15 protein-coding genes and 1 tRNA gene are annotated in these 17238 nt (G+C 57.4%); 8 read left to right on the top strand and 8 right to left on the bottom strand.

Annotated features, from left to right (window positions below):
* The first annotated feature begins 115 nt into the window (after window positions 1-115).
* On the top strand, window positions 116-478 hold the full coding sequence (locus tag Poly21_RS27725; RefSeq protein WP_302119633.1) for a hypothetical protein: 363 nt from the start codon (window positions 116-118) through the stop codon (window positions 476-478).
* 973 nt (window positions 479-1451) lie between these two features.
* On the opposite strand, the gene Poly21_RS19310 is transcribed toward Poly21_RS27725, so the two are convergent.
* The 5 genes from Poly21_RS19310 to Poly21_RS19290 form a co-directional block, all read right to left on the bottom strand.
* Window positions 1452-1525 (bottom strand) — tRNA-Val (locus Poly21_RS19310).
* Between the two features lie 50 nt (window positions 1526-1575).
* Window positions 1576-1770 (bottom strand): 30S ribosomal protein S21, encoded by a 195-nt coding sequence (gene rpsU / locus Poly21_RS19305; RefSeq protein WP_044256699.1) that lies wholly within the window; start codon window positions 1768-1770, stop codon window positions 1576-1578.
* Window positions 1771-1995: 225 nt separating this feature from the next.
* A complete protein-coding gene (locus Poly21_RS19300; RefSeq protein ID WP_302119630.1) occupies window positions 1996-2268 on the bottom strand; it encodes a hypothetical protein in 273 nt (90 codons plus the stop codon).
* A 649-nt stretch (window positions 2269-2917) separates the two neighbouring features.
* On the bottom strand, window positions 2918-4363 hold the full coding sequence (locus Poly21_RS19295) for a tetratricopeptide repeat protein (RefSeq protein WP_302119629.1): 1446 nt from the start codon (window positions 4361-4363) through the stop codon (window positions 2918-2920).
* A 118-nt stretch (window positions 4364-4481) separates the two neighbouring features.
* On the bottom strand, window positions 4482-5414 hold the full coding sequence (locus Poly21_RS19290) for an LpoB-related protein (protein WP_146408464.1): 933 nt from the start codon (window positions 5412-5414) through the stop codon (window positions 4482-4484).
* A 325-nt stretch (window positions 5415-5739) separates the two neighbouring features.
* Between Poly21_RS19290 and Poly21_RS19285 the strand changes: the two genes are divergently transcribed.
* The 3 genes from Poly21_RS19285 (at window position 5740) to Poly21_RS19275 (ending at window position 8403) form a co-directional block, all read left to right on the top strand.
* Complete coding sequence (locus tag Poly21_RS19285; protein ID WP_302119626.1) at window positions 5740-6165, top strand: hypothetical protein; 426 nt, start codon at window positions 5740-5742, stop codon at window positions 6163-6165.
* An 11-nt stretch (window positions 6166-6176) separates the two neighbouring features.
* Window positions 6177-6392, top strand: a complete 216-nt coding sequence (locus Poly21_RS19280) for a hypothetical protein (protein WP_146408463.1) — start codon at window positions 6177-6179, stop codon at window positions 6390-6392.
* 115 nt (window positions 6393-6507) lie between these two features.
* A complete protein-coding gene (locus tag Poly21_RS19275; RefSeq protein WP_146408462.1) occupies window positions 6508-8403 on the top strand; it encodes a hypothetical protein in 1896 nt (631 codons plus the stop codon).
* A 128-nt stretch (window positions 8404-8531) separates the two neighbouring features.
* On the opposite strand, the gene Poly21_RS19270 is transcribed toward Poly21_RS19275, so the two are convergent.
* Window positions 8532-10226: a Kelch repeat-containing protein gene (locus tag Poly21_RS19270; protein ID WP_302119622.1), complete on the bottom strand. Its 1695-nt coding sequence runs from the start codon at window positions 10224-10226 to the stop codon at window positions 8532-8534.
* A gap of 409 nt (window positions 10227-10635) precedes the next feature.
* Here Poly21_RS19270 and cls point away from each other — a divergent pair, with 409 nt between their 5' ends.
* The 4 genes from cls (at window position 10636) to Poly21_RS19250 (ending at window position 15130) form a co-directional block, all read left to right on the top strand.
* Window positions 10636-12144: a cardiolipin synthase gene (gene cls, locus Poly21_RS19265; protein ID WP_302119619.1), complete on the top strand. Its 1509-nt coding sequence runs from the start codon at window positions 10636-10638 to the stop codon at window positions 12142-12144.
* 193 nt (window positions 12145-12337) lie between these two features.
* Complete coding sequence (locus Poly21_RS19260) at window positions 12338-13393, top strand: transaldolase family protein (RefSeq protein ID WP_146408461.1); 1056 nt, start codon at window positions 12338-12340, stop codon at window positions 13391-13393.
* Window positions 13394-13501: 108 nt separating this feature from the next.
* Window positions 13502-14227 carry a class I SAM-dependent methyltransferase gene (locus Poly21_RS19255; protein WP_146408460.1) on the top strand — a complete coding sequence of 242 codons (726 nt, stop codon included), beginning with the start codon at window positions 13502-13504 and terminating at the stop codon, window positions 14225-14227.
* A 102-nt stretch (window positions 14228-14329) separates the two neighbouring features.
* The gene (locus Poly21_RS19250; protein WP_146408459.1) at window positions 14330-15130 is read left to right on the top strand and encodes a thymidylate synthase; all 801 of its coding nucleotides are present in this window, start codon (window positions 14330-14332) and stop codon (window positions 15128-15130) included.
* A gap of 102 nt (window positions 15131-15232) precedes the next feature.
* On the opposite strand, the gene hisA is transcribed toward Poly21_RS19250, so the two are convergent.
* A complete protein-coding gene (gene hisA, locus Poly21_RS19245) occupies window positions 15233-15955 on the bottom strand; it encodes a 1-(5-phosphoribosyl)-5-[(5-phosphoribosylamino)methylideneamino]imidazole-4-carboxamide isomerase (RefSeq protein ID WP_146408458.1) in 723 nt (240 codons plus the stop codon).
* 257 nt (window positions 15956-16212) lie between these two features.
* Complete coding sequence (locus Poly21_RS19240; protein WP_146408844.1) at window positions 16213-17205, bottom strand: AAA family ATPase; 993 nt, start codon at window positions 17203-17205, stop codon at window positions 16213-16215.
* Window positions 17206-17238 lie beyond the last annotated feature (33 nt).

Raw genomic sequence — 17238 nt, 5'->3', positions numbered from 1 at the left:
TTCACCCTAATATAACATCGCCACGGCTAGGCTGATCTCCGAAAAGCCGGTCCCATGCCGGCCCCGCCGTGGCAGTTCATTCATCTATATGGGAACAACTGATGGAGTTGATTCAATGGCTAGTCTCAGCCGAGAAGAGAAGACTGCGAAGCGCACCGGCGGGTTTGGGTTGCAGTTTCGGGATGCGTCGAAACGCAAGCGATCTATTTGGTTAGGTGACGTGACCGAGGCCAAGGCCGAGGACACCAAGGTCCACCTTGAACACTTGCTCGAGCAGACCAAGAAAGGCCGACCACCGGAGAAGGCAACGGCGGATTGGTTGGCGGGGATTGATGTTGATCTGCGGAACAAGCTGGCGACCTGCGGCTTGGTCGAATCGGTGGAAACACGTGTTGCTCGTGTCCTGACAATCGCCCAATGGATCGATGAATACGTGGCCGAGCGAAAAGACGTGAAGCAATCGACGCGAGAAACGTAGGAAAAGGCGCGCGCGAATTTGCTCGACTACTTCGGTCGCAAGAAACGTCTGCGCGACGTGACCGCCACGGACGCCAAAAAATGGCGGGTGTGGCTCAAAACGCAAGGCAATCGGCGTGATACCAAGTTGAAGAGAACCGACATGGCCGAAGAAACTGTGCGGCGGCGGACGGCGACTGCCAAGCAATTTTTCATCGAAGCGGTTGAACGCGGTTTGGTGGAGTCCAATCCATTCGACAAACTGCCGTCGACTTCGCAGGGGAATGAGAAGCGTCAATTTTTCGTTCCGGTCGAAGCGATCGAGCTGTGCATGGGGCACTGCCCGTGCGATGACTGGCGGACGATATTGGCGTTGGCTCGTTTCGGTGGACTCCGTTGTCCATCGGAGTTGGTGGCGATGCGGTGGAGCGACATCGACCTGGAGACCGGCAAGATGACCGTCAACGCGTCCAAGACAGAACATCACTCGACGGGCGGGGTGCGCGTTTGCCCAATCTTTCCTGAGCTGCGTCCCTACCTCCAAGCGGCATGGGATCGGATGCCAGACGGACCGACGTCACCTTTCGTCGTCACCCGGTATCGGCGGCCCGACCAAAACCTGCGGGAGACATTTCTGAAAATCCTGAAACGTGCTGGTGTAGAACCGTGGCCGCGTCTTTTCCAGAATCTGCGGGCGTCTCGTGAGACTGAATTGATGGCTCGGTATCCGGCCAAGGACGTGTCGGCGTGGCTCGGTAACAGCGTGCCCGTGGCGATGCGTCACTATGCGATGGCCACCGACTCGGCATTCTTGGCGGCGGCGGATCCATCGGGTGCGACTGTGGCCCGTAAGCCCGCTGGTAGTTCCACTGGTGGTTCCATTTCGGACATATCCGGCGCTATTGAAGACTTGGGCGAAAACGAAGAAAGCCCTGTTTCCGCTGGGAAAACAGGGCTTTCTATAGTTCAGGATAGCAGTGGCAACTACTATCTGATGGGCGTTGAGGGACTCGAACCCCCGACCCTCTCGGTGTAAACGAGATGCTCTAGCCAACTGAGCTAAACGCCCTTGGGAAAGCTGCTGGTCGCTGGGGAGCGGGCAGCTTGTCGTTAGGTTTCTTAGCGGGCCAAAAGTTGGGTGCGTTTGTTGCGGCGTTCGGCACGCAAGCGGGCGCGGCGGTTTGTTTCGCTGGGCTTTTCATAGAATTCACGGCGGCGCATCTCTTTTTTGATGCCGCTGCGTTCAACCAACTTCCTGAACCGTCGTACTGCCTCTTGAATCGTTTCCCGATCTCGCACCAATAACTTTACCATATCCGCTTCGTAAACCCTTCGTCTGGAATTTTGTGCATTTGAAATTCGCCTCCGTTTGAGGACTGTCTGAAAGGGGGATTACCGTGCTCCAGACGTGCTGAAACGTACCTCGGGCCGGAATCTCCCTCGTGAGAAGCGAGGATCATAGCGTTACCGGGGGATCATCGACAACCGAGGATCACGGTGATTTTCAGAAATTCCTGTCGATCTTTCGCGAATCCCACTTTACAGGGCATCCCAGTCGACGGTTTCTCGGCGGACTCCATCGCTGCCGTAGTACACCATCGAGCGGGTCTTCAGGTCCGCGATGGCGGTTAATTTGACACTTCGGGGACCGTGCAGGCAGAAGTAGATTGCACAGGTTTTGCCGCGGCGAACGACTTCCCGTTGGGTCAGAGGGAATTGTTGCGGTTCGAGCGCTCCCAATTCACAGAGTTTGATTTCGACTTGCTGCCGCATCCGCGACAGGTCCATTGATTGGAGGGAAAATCCGATCATCGACAACTTCCGAAAAAGAGCCCAGCAGCTTGGGGAGGCCGCTACCTTGATAGATGCCCCCACGGCCATCCTGGCATCGTGGGGTTCTCCGCCGCCCATCCACGCAACCCAGCGAGTGTGGATTTCGTCAAATCCATTGTCGCAACTGCGAGGTCGAACGACCGATAGCGAGGGTATCGGCGGTACCGGGGCCTCAGTTCAGCTTGCCTGGGACGCGTGGCCCAATTTTCCTGTCCCAGTGACTGGTCGGGATAATTCAGCACCAAGACGCCAGTTGTGCCGATTGTGTGGCCGATCAGCGAATGAACTTTTAGGTAATCCGCGGATTCGCTGAAGGCGGTGCTGATACGTGATCATCGACTCCTTGCAGGGCATGTGGGCATCGCCCGAGTTGCTGCTGGGTGGGAGTCGGGGCGGCCACTCAATGGCCTCGACTGCGGTGAGGGAGGGTCCCTCACAGCCTGTTAAATTAATTGTATTTGCCATCCGAATGCACAATCACTCACCCGGCGTGCCACCGCGGGATGAGCGGGATTGCCTCGCTGGCGGGTGGGGTTGGTAAATAAAACAGGCAGCTGAGGTACTGGGCAGCGTAGCCGGCCAGTCCGCTGGCCCATCCCAATGCTCAGATTCGCTGACTCGTTCGCACTCACTCGACGATGTGCAGATTTCCAGTTGGGGCGATAACGACGAGGTAGGTGTTTCGCCCATTGGCCATGCGAATGGTGGCAGAACGCTCGGGGCCGATCGAAAATCCGTCAGGACCAACGGGTGCGAGTTGGATTTGGTGTTCGCCGACAGGCAACTCAGCCCGCAGAACTTGAATTTCTCTGGGTAGCAGTCCCCAGCAGCGAGTGTCGGCCTTTTCGGTGGCCGTCCATGCGGTCGAGGCTGCGAATTGCACCGCACTGCCCACTCCTCCAGTCAACCCAAGTCCTTGGCGAACTTTGCTCACGGCCATTTCCTTGCTCGCCTGCCGAAGAAAACTGCGGGCGATCGTCCAGGGCTGTTCGGCGGTTGCTTGAGCCTGGACCATCTCAGCGACGTCGGTCAGTGACTGGGTGGCCCCTAGCATCTCAGCCCCTAGCATCTGGTAGGCCCCTGGCATCTGAACGGAACCGCTGGGGTGGGCAGGCACATTGCGTTGGCCACCGGATCGCTGGGTAGAGCGGGTGACGGTGACCGCAGCGATGGCCGAGGGCGGGACGTAGACCGTTGGAATCTTAACGCTTGGGATCCGGGGCAAACGCGTGATATCGTCCTCTTGGTCTTGATCATGAAACATCAACATTGACGCGATGGACACGGCCGCAGACGTGACGGGCGCGTCGGTGGGTACGAGGACTGGGCCGCGGCCGACCAGTGCGAAGACATAGAGGGCACCGTGGCCGGGCTGGCTGTGGTTGCCGACGGCGGCTCGCTGCAGGTCGTCCTGGGCGGGCCGGAAATCAGGCTTGATGGCGCTGACGAGGCGGTAGTTTCGCTGCGCGTCGTCGAAATCATGATGCGTCGCCTCTCGCAAAACGCCTCGGAGGTAGGGCGCCAGGGCGAGTTCTTGGTGTGGGGTCGCATCCAATGCGTCTGGGAAGATGTCTCGCTGGCGTGCCTCAGCGACTTCCCGCAATTTCGCTTGGTGCATCGCCGCTTGGTTGATGTAGCTCTCCGCATCCATCCCATCACCGGCGAGCGAGCAGATCGCTAGCATCGTGCGGATCATCACCTCTTCATAGCCAGCGGGCTTGAACACTCGCGCAGTATCATCGGTGACCATTGACAGCGCGTCTCCCGATACCGACTTGGCACTCGCAATCAGGCCGCCATCGCCGCCGCCAATCGCCGCCGCTTCGCTGGTTTTGTCGAATCGATCGCGCAGGCTGCGAAGGCCTGCGGTGGCTTGATCAAGGTCACCGGAGGCGAGCTGGACAACAGCCAGGTCCAGGCGGGCAGGGTCGGAAAATCGGCTATGGGAATCAGCAACCTCACTGAACATCGTCGCGGCAGTCTCGAGATCGCCTCGGGCGAAGGCGTCGCGAGCGGTGTCGATGGACGCTAGGTGGGTGGCGCAGCCGGACAGGAGTAGCAGGCTAGAGAGCACGCAGGAGCTCACGACGGCCGGAGCCGTGGGTAGACAACGGCAGTGCCGCCAACTGGCGAGCCAGACGTTTCTGCCCGTCGGTGCTGGGGGGCTCCGGCGGGGTGTGGCGATATTCGCTCTAACCATCGGCTTGGTCGAAAATGCCGAAATTCCACCATTTACCCGCGCGGGTGTGGTGGTAGCCTTTACGGATTTTCGAGGATTCTTTGATGTAGTCACCCGTCCTCAGATTCACCATCTCCAGTGTCAGGAGGTAATCTCGCTGCGTCGATTTGTTGCGATCGGTCGTGCCCGTGGTGATCGTGGCGTAGAGCAAATAGTCGACCGGTGAGCCCTGACGACCGAGAGCTGCGGCGAACGCGGCCCGGTTATCGGGTAGGAACAAGGAATCGGGACGCAGTCGCGTCTCGATCAAGGCGGCGTCAATTAATCGCCGACTGATGCTGCGAAACGACTGGCTTTCATTGATTTGTGAATCGATGCGCTCATAGAGTTGGTCCTTGAAATCGACCAATTCTTCGGCGCTCTTGTTCTCGATGCCGATGAAGCACACTCGTGCGGGCCCGGTGACGAGTTGCGTGGGCTCGTTGGGATCGGGCATCCCGAAGACTTCTTCAGGGTGGGCACCAGGAGGTGGTAATTCGCCTGTGAGGTTGTGGCTGGCTACCTTGGCTGGCGTGGTTGTCCCACCCGCACCGGGTGCCTTTGTCGGTGCGTCGGAGGCCGCAGCGGCGAAAGAGCCCTCGCCAAAGCCGGTGCCCAAGGACGTTGGGGGTGCAACCGGCGGGCAGCGCCCGAGCAACTGGGCGACGGACGAGTCGACCAAAGGATTCCAGGTCGCTGCACCTGCCTCGTGGCTGCCAACCATGTCTTTGTCATCGCTGGCGAGCAGTTGTCCGTACTGATGGGACGCGCATCCGCTCAGCAGAGTGATGGCGACCGCACATGCGATCAGCGGCAGCAATAGCAGGTGTGTGGAGTCGCGGAGATCGTCGCGGTTTGCGGTGAGCAATGCGACGTTCGATTTGCGGGTCTGGAAATCACCATCCATGGCAATTTGAGCTCTCAATTGGTGAAAATGCCAAAATTCCGGCGCGGGCGGCTTGTGATGATTGCACCAGTTAGCAAAATGATCGGCATGGTGTCGAGATGTCGCAAGAAATGCCCAGCTCGTAGGAAAACTCGACCCAGTCGCCTTAAGCCGCGCAGGTGACTTATTCTGGCTGTTTAGCCAGGTGTCGGGATCTGGCCTGGATTCAACCGATCTGGTCCACTACCACGGCTGACGAAACCATCCAAAAAACGGTTGGCGAATTTCGCCGTCCGCCCGTTCTCGCACTTTCACTTCTTTTGACTTCCGTGTTGATTGACTGTACATGACTGTCACGATCCAGCCAAAATCTCCCTCCATCGATTCTTATCAACTCGCTGCGGGAAGCCCCCTGCCCGGCGTGAGCGCGCCGTTGCACACGCCGACTCCCGTGCTGATCGACCATGATGACGATGATGACGATGAAGATTCGACGTCAGATCACGACGATGATGACGATGAAGGCGATCACGGTGGGTTTGGCGACGACCTGGACGACGACGAGGATGACATCGACGAGTTCGATGACATCGATGAAGATGATTTCGACGATGACTTTGACGACGATTTCGAAGAAGAGCTCGATGACGATTACGAAATCGAAATTGATGACGAAATCAGTGCCGAGTTTGGACTCAATACCGCTGGCGACGATCTCGAAGAGGAAGAAGATGACCTCGACGACTTCGACGACTTTGAAAATATCGACTGAGAGAAAAGAACGTGCAACAAGTCAAACTGTTTAAAGGCGTCGACAACGATCTGCCAGAGTTAGAGCGGCAAATCAATCGCTGGATTCGTAAAACCGGCGTGAAAGTGCTGTCGATATCTGGAAATTTATCCAGTCAACCGGGCGCCAGCGGGGGCCCCATGAGCAGCTTCGCCGCTGGCGATGTGCTGATTATTGTGCAGGTGGAAACCGACAAGCCGTTGGGTTGAGGGGTTAACCTAGCGAAGCAAGTCCACGCCATTGCTCCCAAGCTTCGCTCGGGAGCGTGAAGTCAGGACGCTGGTGACGCATCCATTTTCACATTGGCCCAGCTGGAGGATTTCGATGGTTACGATCAGCAATCGTGCGGTGCTGATTCTCAGTTTGCTCGTTTCGATGACTGTATGGGCTCAGGAACGAGACAAGCCAATACCTGCGACCGATTCTGCTGACCAATTGATTGCTGAGACCATTTGGTCGCTCGTTGATCTCGAGACGATGGAACCTCAGAATCCTCAAGCGGCGTTCGAAAATGCCGTTAGAGCCTATCCTGAATCCGCTGAGGTCGCTTACTGGCGGGGGCGTTTGGGTGCTTATACCGCCGACCGAGATCGGATCACTCGCCAGATTAGTGAGACGCTGAAAAAGCTAGCTGAATCTCAGGCAGATGATTCCGAGATTGCCGATCCCGACCTCAAGCGAAAAATGCGTAGCGTTCGGAGCTACGCAAAGGTGATCGGCGAACGCATTCAACAGCGTGCCAACGACGACTCGAACGCCGATATTGTGAGGTCGCCGGAGGAGTGCTTCCTCAATGCTGTCTCGCTGGATCCGTCCTTGATCGCCGCGTGGGCGAGATTGGCGGCAAGCACTGACCTTGAAATCGCAGTCGCTGCGATCGATGCTTGGGCGGAACAAGAACCGGACAACGCATTGCCGTTCTACGCCAAGGCGATCGTGCTGATGCGAACTGGGAATCAAAGCGACCCGTTGGACTTGGCAGTGATCGAAGCATTGGAGGAGGGGAACAAGCGGTCAGACTGCCGAGTGCCTGAGGAACCTTGGCCGGTTGATTTTCGATTGAGCTTTCCCCAGTCGCTGCCCGAGGACGCCGCTGAATTGGCTGGTAAGCCAATCAGTCCGTACATGTGGCGAAGCATGATCGAGAACCTATTCTCTCAGCTTTTGGCTATTGATGGCGGCACCACCGTTTCCGAGTCTTCGCTTCGCGGCCTTGGCAGCGTGATCTTGCAACATTCACATCAGTTATCACCTCAGGAGGACGTGCGATATCTCCGCGCTTTCGTCGGTGTTGGATTGCACTTGATCGACTCCAACCGACTTATATTCGGGGGTACTGCAGCCGCCGTCGAGCGGGTCCTCCACCGTCTTGAGAACATCGCTGTCGTTCAAGGCGACTTCCAGCATGCCGACGAGTTGTCGAACATTGAGAAACACGTGCGGAGTGTTCAACGCCAGGTTTTCGACGAATATCGCGCCGCCGAGATGGGTGAAGATCCAGGTCGCAATGATCGCGAAGCGACCAAGATCATGGCAGCAAATCGGAAGGAATTGACGGTGCCATCGATTCAGTTCGCCCGTTCGGCGGAACCCATCATGGTTATTTCGGACGCGGATGAGGCTGGCGAAAACGGCTGGGTGCTCATGAACCTATGTCTTTCTGACGACCGTGACGTGATGGTGCGTCCGTCCCACCATCAACCACCAGACCCCATACCGGACGCGGATGCTTTGTCCGATCTTGGGTATCACACACTTGACCAAGCGATCAACCGTGTCCGCAAATCGAATCTGCAAAATCGTGATCGGAAAGGAATCTTTTTAGTCGTCGACCAGCCCTATCTTGAAACTGATATCGCGGGCGAGTGCTTCACGAAGGGATACGTGGGACGGCGTGATTCTTGCATCGTTGCGTTCACTGAGCGAGAGTCGCTTGAGTCGTTTCGCGACATCCACTACACGAACGTGCGGGTCGCGCAGATTTTGAGCCCTGATGGTGACTTGGATAATGAGCAGATCGACATGGTCTCACCGAAGGCTGATTTGCTTGTCGTGCCGCTGGCGAGTCTGCTGGCCCCCGATGGTGGGGTTCTATCCACGGTGAAATTGAGCGAGCGGCGGTTCGTTGTCATGGGAGCGGCACAAGAGAAACTGATGCACGCGGCAACGAGGGTGCCGTCGATCGTGGGCGTGGTTGTATCGAAATTGTCGACACGTTAGATGCTCCACTGTTTTCGTAGCTCGGGACTGTTGTCCCGAGCGATCAGTTTAGCGGTGGTTTTCTGAGAAGTTGCGCCCGGACGGGACCATGGTCCCATTCGACGGTCGCAAGGGCCTCGTCTGCTCGACTACTTCACTTCGATAAGGTCGATGGGGCTGAACTTGCCGACTTCCATGCTGGCGCCGCCAATCATCAACAGTTCATGATCGCTCAAGGGTAACATGCGATGGAAGAAGCGTTCTCGGTCGGTCTTGGCGATGGTGTGCCAGCTCTTGCCGTCTTCGGAAAGTTGGTTGACGAAGCCGTCCATGGTGGTGACGTACAAGTGACCGCCGGTGGCGAATGACGAGGAGCCGAATCCGGACATGCCTGTGCCGGGCAGTTCTGGGCCTTTGCTCCAAGAGTCTGACGCTGGATCGTAGACGGCTACTTCCGTCGTGGTCTCGTTATCCGAGGTCATGCCGCCGATGACATAGAGTTTGCCCTGGTGTGCTGCCACGCTGATCGCTCGGCGTTCAAAGCCGGGCGAGGCGAGCGGTTGCCACTTGGCCGATACATCGCTGAGGTCGAGTGACCACGCGGTGTCATGCCATTCACTTTGATCACTTTCACCTTGCAGGTTCCAACCACCAAACACATACACTTTGTCGCCGAGGACGGCGGCATCGAGCGACGAGCGAGGCTCGGGGAGATCCGCTAAATTGGTCCATGTTTGCGATTTAGGATCGAAGCTGGCGACGGTGCTTTGCGACTGGAGATCATGATCCTCGCCTTCCTCGTTGACTGCCGTGAACCCGCCGATACGGATTAAGCGACCATCGTGAGCGACCAGTGCCAGGCCTTGCAGCGTTGGGCCACTGGGTAATTTTTCCCACTGTCCGTCCTTACCCTGGGACAAATCCACGCTCCATAGCCGATCGGATTGTTCCTCTTTGGAATAGGAGTGAGCACCACCGGTGTGGCCGCCGTACACATACACACGCCCGCCTGTGATTGCGGCACCAAAGCTCGTCAGGTCCTCTGGCAGGTCCGGCAGGTTTGCCGGTCCGGTGCTCGCACCGCTGTTGGGGTCAACTTGAGGTTCCGGCTTGGATTCCTCTTTCGGTTCGGATTCATCGTTGTCAGAGGTAGGCATGCGGAAGGTTGCCGTGAGGTAATCCGTGGTGCTGGTGTAGCTTTCACCGTTGAGGCTGCCCTCTGCTTGGTCGTTTGAGTAGCCCACGATCACCGCATTGAGCCCCGATTCCACTTCTTTGTTCGTGAAATGAACGCTGCCTTTGTCGTCGGTTTTCCGATCGGCTTCCTCATGACCTTCTTCACAGTACAGTTTGACATCGATGTCTGGAAGCGGCTTGCCATCGCGTAGCACGGTGACCTTGACGCCACCTTTGTCGTCGGCGTGGATCACGGTTTGCAAAGGACACTCGGCCCGAGCTTGCTGGGGCCACTCGGCGGGATTGGATTGCGGTAGGTGTTCGACGTGGTAGGTTAGCTTGGTGCCGTGATACAGACCGTAGGTAACCGTTCCCGCGAGTTCGGAATCATCGTCGATGGTCTCAACACTTTGGATGCCGACCAAGTCGTCTTCGTCAACCGGTTGGGTCGCGATCGGTTTGCCTGTCGCGTCGCCGCGCAGTTCAATCGCTTGGATCGATTCCGGCATGGGGTAGGTTCGATCGTCGGTTGATTCACCGAACCACATCACCGCGTGCCCCTCGTTGTTGGTGGCCAGCCATGGAAAGTGGGCCAGGGCGGGGTGGGTGAATAAGACGCCGCAGCTTAGCAGCGTGATCGGTAAAAGCAGATTGGTTTTCTTCATCATTGAGTTTCCGTGAGGGTGAGGGAGCAGGAGGGATGACGGCCTCCGAGTCAGCCGAGTTCGAAATCAAACAAGGTTTCGAGCGATTCGACGGGGGGAATCGGAGATATCCAGCAAAACAGGGGGCGCACGCGAAAGAAGGATCAGCGGTTGAAAATTGTATTTCATCACTGGATCGAGCGTGGCTGGCTAATAGGCGAATTGAATGCCTGTCGCTTGCTGCGTCGTCGATGACACTTCGCTTATTGCGAATTGATCTCAGTAAGTATTGCTGGGAATTGAGTTCGCTGCAAGTAGCTGACGGCAGGATTATCGCCACATGCGGGGGAGGCGATCCCGCAAAGATCGCTGCTCATTAGCTGCGAATAGCCAGTGCCGTCTGCCGAACTTCGGGTTAGGATTGACCAACAAAATGTCGCCCTTGGATTTCGTGGTCTCGTTGATGTCGCTGTACGCCGAACTGCTTGCTCGCTGGTGGGGAGTTATCGTCCCGGTGTTATTTCTGATTTCGCATGGGCTCGCCGTCATCTCGGCATGGCATGCGATTCGGTACACCCGGACCAGCCAAGCGGCCGTCGCGTGGACGGTAGCGTTGTTGGCGCTTCCCTCACTCACCCTACCTGCATACTGGGTGTTCGCGCGCCATCGCTTCGCAGGTTACCGAGAAGCGGTGCGCGATGTGGGGCGGCAGCATCTGGCCTCACTCAACGCGATCGAGCGGGAGACGATGACAGCGGTAGATGCTCGAACGACATCTCTGATCTCGCCGCTCGATCAAGTTGCCGATGTGTTGGACACGCCGATATGCGTTGGAAATCAATTTCAGTTGTTGATCGATGGTGGTGCATTCTCACGCGCACTCCTGGATCAAATCTCCTCGGCTGAGACATACGTATATGCCGAGTTCTATATCATTCGCGACGATGCGTTCGGGAATCGGTTTGCCGATGCGTTGATTGCCCAGGCTCGCGCTGGGCGGACCGTCCGGTTGCTTTACGACGAGGTGGGATGCCTGAAGTTGCCCTCGTCCTACCTGCGTCGACTGCGTGATGCGGGGGTTGATGTGCGGGCGTTCAACACTCGGCAGGGTTGGGTGAATCGTTTTCAATTGAACTTTCGCAATCACCGGAAACTGCTCGTTGTCGATGGTCGTCGAGGTGTGGTGGGGGGACTCAATATCGGTGATGAGTATCTTGGAGGCGATAGCGGGGCGACTCGTTGGCGGGACACGGCAGCATTCGTGGCTGGCCCGATCGTCAAGAAAATTCAAGCGGTGTTCGCATCCGATTACTACTGGGCCAGCCGCCAGGGGTTGCCAGAAGCAAAGTGGTCTCATGAGGAAACGGGGGAGGCCGTAGAGGTTGCAAATGCGACTGGTTTGGCGGCGATCTGTGCTACAGGACCGGCTGATAAGCGCTCACGCGCAACGATGATGTTCGCCGCTGCAGCGGGGGCCGCGCAGGATCGCTTGTGGATCAGCACACCCTACTTGGTCCCGGATGAGACGACGCTCAATGCCCTTTCGATGGCGTGTGCCCGTGGCGTGGATGTACGTATTTTGTTACCCAACGACGCTGACCAGTGGCTCGTTTATCTGGCCGGATTTCATTTCGAATCAGAATTAGAATCGCTAGGCGTCGCTGCGTTTCGCTACACCGACGGCTTCATGCACCAAAAGTGTGTATTGGTCGACGACAAACTCGTGTTGATTGGCTCGACGAATCTCGACAATCGCTCGTTGTATCTCAACTTCGAGATCATGTTGGCGATCGAACAGCCTGATTTTGTCGCGGAGGTCACCGCGATGCTGACGCAGGATTTTGCCAACGCGACTGATTCCGGCGTGATGTCCGATCGACTCCGTCCTTGGTACGGTCGGATCGGAACGATTTTGGCGCGTCTGTTCAGTCCGGTTTTGTGACGGCATTTCATCCCGGGCACACCTCGCACTCCATTTGTGGCCACCTTAGGAACGGGGTATGCTGCACCCAGAGGTCGGCGGCGTGTTCGCTATCACGTAGGATGGGACCCTCGTCCCGTCCTTGACCGATCTGCTCGCTCGGGATAACGGTCCCGAGCTACGGACTATTTACTCTGACCTAAGCATCTGACTCATGGCTAATCCTCTTCAATCGCTCATCGACACTGGCACAAAACTTTATCTGGACTCGGTCGAGCCGAGCGAAGTTGACAAAAACCTGAGTTATGGAGCGGTCGGGGCCACCAGCAACCCGGCCATCATTTCGGGGATTGTTGCCGAAGGAAATCTCGACGGACAAATTGAGTCATTGCTCGGCGAAGGTAAGACCGACGAGGAGATCGCGTGGGCGTTGACGGATCAATTGGTGAGTGAGGCCGAAGCGAAGTTTGCCGACATTCATAAGCAAACCAAGGGCGACGCGGGCTGGGTCAGCTTCGAGCTGGATCCATTGCTCGAAGATCCTTCGCTGAATTTGAAAGAGGATGATGTTGTCGAACGGTACGTCGAACTGGGCAAGAAATGGGCCGCGGGGCATACCAACCGCATGATCAAGGTACCAGCGACACCAGCAGGCCTACGGGCTCTCGAACCGCTCGCGGCGGCGGGCATCACTCTCAACGTAACGCTGATGTTTGTCGCTGACCAATATCACGCCGCTCGCGAAGCAATTTGGCGGGGTGCCAACGGCAAGGTCGACCCGGCCACGTTCAAGTCGGTCTACAGCATTTTCATCTCGCGGATCGATGTGTATACAGAGAAGAAGCTGCAGCTTTCCGATGCCGCTCAGGGGCTGGTTGGATTGGTCAATGCCAAGCGGATTTGGAAAGAGAACCAGTCGTTCTGGGCGGATAAGGGATTGGCGCTGCAGCAGGAATTGATCTTTGCCAGCACGGGCACCAAAGACCCGAAAGATCCACCCTGGAAGTACGTTCAGGCCCTCGCGGGTAGCGATATTCAAACGAATCCGCCAGAAACCAATGAAGCTGTCGCTCAGAGCGATCTCACCTTCTCCCGCACCGTCGAGGAGATGCCCTCGCAAGCTGTGCTCGATGAAATCGACGCCGCAGTTGATCCCGTGAAGATGCACGAGTTTCTAATGGCCGAAGGCATCGATAAATTTGCCAAGCCGCAGCGCGCCTTGCTCGCATTGATCGCCGACAAGCGAAAAGAACTTTCGCCCACCTCCTAATTCTGAGAGCGGGTAGCGGATCTTGGGACATACCCTGACGCCGCAGAATCTTTCGCCAGATCCGCTACCTCCCTCTCTCTTCCCGCTCCTTGTCTTCCCTCGTCCGCCATGCTTAGCCGCACCTGTGAACCGCCTGCTGACGACCCCAAATTAGAAGCGAAGGTCTACCGCGAGATGGATCATGGCGACGTCAATCGTCGTTTTGTGACCGACCTGTTTCGGAGCGGACCGGTTGGTCCGCGCGTGATCGACTTGGGGTGCGGGCCAGCATTAATTCCGATCCTGCTGTGCGAGCATGCCGAGCAGATCACCTGCGACGACGTTGAGTCGGACGATCACTCGGAACTCGTCGTGATGGGTGTCGACAACTGTGCCGAGATGTTGGAACTTGCTCGTTTCGAAATCGAGTTCGCCGGTCGATTGCGGCAGATCCAGCTCCAGCGGATTGACCTGAGTGACGACGAGTCATTGGACGCGGAGTTGGCCGATACGGTGATTTGCAACACGGTGTTGCATCATCTCGATGACCCGGCGGCTGCCTTGCGGCTGGCGATTCGAGCATTGCAACCGGCCGGCCGGCTGTTCATTCGTGATTTGGTGCGCCCGGAAACCGAGACCGAAGTCGAGCGGCTCGTGGCTCTTCACGGAGGCGCGGTGGAGGAGAATGCGAGCGGCGTCTCCCCTTCGCAGCTACTGCGTCAATCGTTTTATGCCTCGTTAACGCTGGCCGAGATCCGCGGTCTCGTGTCGGATCTCGGCATTGACGCAGATTGTGTGAACATGACGAGCGATCGGCACTGGACACTCGATTGTCGACGGCCAGAGCGTTCGTAGGATGGGACCATTGGTCCGTCTGAGCTACTATTTCCTGAGGATCCCATGTCTCGCTCGGGACGAAGGTCCCTAGCTACATACACCCTCATTGATCGACTGTTCATGCAAGGCTATTTAGACCTCCTCGCCGAAGTGCTCGAGCAGGGGACCGACCGCGGTGATCGCACCGGCGTTGGTACCCGCAGCCTGTTTGGTCGGCAAATGCGATTTGATTTAGCCGACGGGTTTCCACTGTTGACTACCAAAAAGCTGCATGTCCGCTCGATACTCTATGAGCTGCTGTGGTTTTTGCGAGGCGATACCAACACGCGGTGGCTCAAAGACCATGGCGTTTCGATTTGGGACGAGTGGGCGGATGCAGACGGTGAATTGGGGCCGGTTTACGGGCACCAGTGGCGGAGCTGGCCAGTTAGTGGCGAAAACTGCGAGTCCATTGATCAGATTGCCTGGGTGGAGAATGAGATTCGTACCAACCCAGAATCTCGCCGATTGATTGTCTCGGCGTGGAACGTCGCCGACGTGCCGCAGATGGCCCTGCCGCCCTGTCACCTGTTATTTCAATTCTACGTTGCCGATGGACGGTTATCCTGCCAGCTCTATCAGCGCAGCGCCGACCTTTTTCTTGGGGTTCCATTCAACATCGCCAGCTACGCGTTGTTGACCACGATGATGGCGCATGTGACAGGACTGCGACCAGGGGAGTTTGTACACACCCTTGGGGATGTGCATTTGTATTCGAATCACTTTGAGCAGGCGAAGTTGCAACTCGCCCGCGAACCGCGGCCGCGCCCGCAGCTGAAAATTGTTCGCCAAGTCGACTCGATGGACGATTTCCGGTTTGAGGATTTCGAGCTCACCGACTACAACCCCCATCCCCACATCAAGGCACCCGTGGCGGTGTAGTGAGTAGCCGAGTCTCTCCGAGACTCGCATTTGATTTCTGAGGTAGCGGGAATCTTGACGATTTTCCGCTGCAGTAACTCATAGCGTCTCGGAGAGACGCTGCTACTCAGCGATCTGCAGCACTCGCTCTAGATCCATAACGCCATCGTAGAGCGAGCGGCCGATGATCGCTGCGGGCATGTTCATCGCCACGAGTTTTTCGACATCTTCGTAGGTTGTCACACCGCCGCTGGCTACCAGTGGGATGTCGGTGGCGGCAGCCATTTCCGCCAGTCCTTCGAAATTGGGGCCTTGCATCATGCCGTCTTTGGCGATGTCGGTATAGATAATCGCGGCGATGTTGGCGGTCTGCTCCCGGAGTGTTTTCGCCAGTTCGATGGCTGTCACTTTGCTTGTCTCCAGCCACCCTTGCGTGGCCACCAATCCGTTGCGGGCATCGATCCCGGCGGCGAGTTTGCCCGGGAAGCGATCGCACATCTGCGTGAACCACTGCGGATCTTTGAGTGCTCGTGAGCCGACGACCAGGCGGGCGACGCCAGCATCGATCAATGCTTCCATCGTCTCTTGATCACGAACCCCGCCGCCCATTTGGCATGGCAGTCCGGTCGCCTCGACGATCCGTCGGACCGCAGCTCGATTAGCAGCGGGATCGTCGCCTCGGGCGGCATCAAGATCGACCAGGTGCAATCGCCGCGCGCCAGCCGCCTGCCACTTCTGAGCAAATTCGACAGGATCCTCGCCGAAAGTGGTTTGTTGGTCATAGTCGCCCTGGCGCAGCCGGACGGGTTTGCCATGACGTAGATCGATCGCGGGCCAAATTTCCATGCAGCTGATCCGAAGAGAGGGAATGAGAGAGATTGGGAGACGTAATTGAGTGGCGAAGCGACGACAGAAAATCAGGAGCTGCCTAGAGCTTCGCCCGCATTCTGTCGGAAATCTGGCTTGTCCGGAACCGGGAGATTGTCAGAGTAGCCGAGCCTCTCCGAGGCTCGGGATCAACCTCTCGGAGACTCGGATCAACCTCTCCGAGACTCGGGATCAACCTCTCGGAGACTCGGGATCAGCGTCTCGGAGAGCCGCTGCTACTTGTTCGCCATCTTGGCGGGTTCGGGGATTTCAACGTCTTGGAGCAGTCTCTTCACGATCGCGTCGGTGTCCATGCCTTCGGCTTGAGCTTGAAAATTCGTCGCGATGCGGTGTCTGAGGACGGGCAACGCCACCCGGTGAATGTCGCCGGGTTCAACGTTGAAGCGGCCGTGCATTGCCGCGATGGCTTTGGCGCCCGCAATGAGATTCTGGCCCGCCCGCGGCCCGGCTCCCCAATCGACGAGTTCGCGGACGTATTCCGGTGCCGAGGCATCGCTCGGACGGGTTGCCCGTACCAGCCGCGATGCATAGCGGATCACCAGTGGGCCGGCTGCGATACTGGCAACGAGTTTCTGGCAGGTTAGGATCGCCCGTCCCGACAAAACTTTGTTGACCGTGGGTGACTCGCCACGGGTAGTTGCCGTCAGGATGCGTTCTTCCTCGTCCGCTGACGGATAGTCAATCTTGATGTTGAACATGAACCGGTCCAACTGGGCTTCAGGCAGCGGATAGGTGCCTTCCTGCTCGACCGGGTTTTGGGTGGCGATCGTGAAGAAGGGATCGGGCAGGGTATGGGTTTCGCGACCCACCGAGACCTGACGCTCCTGCATCGCTTCGAGTAACGCCGCTTGCGTCTTAGGCGGGGTACGATTGATTTCGTCGGCGAGCAGGATATTCGTGAAGATGGGGCCTTCAACAAATCGGAAGCTGCGCCGGCCCGACTCCGATTCCTCCAGGACCTGCGTGCCCGTGATATCTGAGGGCATCAGGTCGGGCGTGAACTGAACACGTTTGAAGGACACGTCGAGAATATCGGCGAGAGTGCTGACCATCAGTGTTTTCGCGAGTCCCGGTACGCCTTCGAGCAGGCAGTGGCCACGTGTGAAAATGGCAGCCAGCAATTGTTCGATAGTCTCCGACTGGCCAATGATCACTTTGCCCAGTTCGTCTCGCATTTTCTGCTGGTATTCGGCAAACTCACGCAGCACATCAGCCAGGTTGCGTGGTTTCCCGGTGGCTGC

The sequence above is a fragment of the Allorhodopirellula heiligendammensis genome, from assembly GCF_007860105.1.
GTDB lineage: Bacteria > Planctomycetota > Planctomycetia > Pirellulales > Pirellulaceae > Rhodopirellula > Rhodopirellula heiligendammensis.
Note: the sequence above shows the minus strand (reverse complement) of the source record. Positions and strands in the feature narration are given on the sequence as shown.

What these genes read in the sequence shown, in the direction of transcription:
- Poly21_RS27725 (WP_302119633.1), top strand. Translation starts at nt 116, where the DNA reads ATGGCTAGTCTCAGCCGAGAAGAGAAGACTGCGAAGCGCACCGGCGGG.
- rpsU (WP_044256699.1), bottom strand. Translation starts at nt 1,770, where the DNA reads ATGGTAAAGTTATTGGTGCGAGATCGGGAAACGATTCAAGAGGCAGTA.
- Poly21_RS19300 (WP_302119630.1), bottom strand. Translation starts at nt 2,268, where the DNA reads ATGATCGGATTTTCCCTCCAATCAATGGACCTGTCGCGGATGCGGCAG.
- Poly21_RS19290 (WP_146408464.1), bottom strand. Translation starts at nt 5,414, where the DNA reads ATGGATGGTGATTTCCAGACCCGCAAATCGAACGTCGCATTGCTCACC.
- Poly21_RS19285 (WP_302119626.1), top strand. Translation starts at nt 5,740, where the DNA reads ATGACTGTCACGATCCAGCCAAAATCTCCCTCCATCGATTCTTATCAA.
- Poly21_RS19275 (WP_146408462.1), top strand. Translation starts at nt 6,508, where the DNA reads ATGGTTACGATCAGCAATCGTGCGGTGCTGATTCTCAGTTTGCTCGTT.
- Poly21_RS19270 (WP_302119622.1), bottom strand. Translation starts at nt 10,226, where the DNA reads ATGATGAAGAAAACCAATCTGCTTTTACCGATCACGCTGCTAAGCTGC.
- cls (WP_302119619.1), top strand. Translation starts at nt 10,636, where the DNA reads ATGTCGCCCTTGGATTTCGTGGTCTCGTTGATGTCGCTGTACGCCGAA.
- Poly21_RS19260 (WP_146408461.1), top strand. Translation starts at nt 12,338, where the DNA reads ATGGCTAATCCTCTTCAATCGCTCATCGACACTGGCACAAAACTTTAT.
- Poly21_RS19255 (WP_146408460.1), top strand. Translation starts at nt 13,502, where the DNA reads ATGCTTAGCCGCACCTGTGAACCGCCTGCTGACGACCCCAAATTAGAA.
- Poly21_RS19250 (WP_146408459.1), top strand. Translation starts at nt 14,330, where the DNA reads ATGCAAGGCTATTTAGACCTCCTCGCCGAAGTGCTCGAGCAGGGGACC.
- hisA (WP_146408458.1), bottom strand. Translation starts at nt 15,955, where the DNA reads ATGGAAATTTGGCCCGCGATCGATCTACGTCATGGCAAACCCGTCCGG.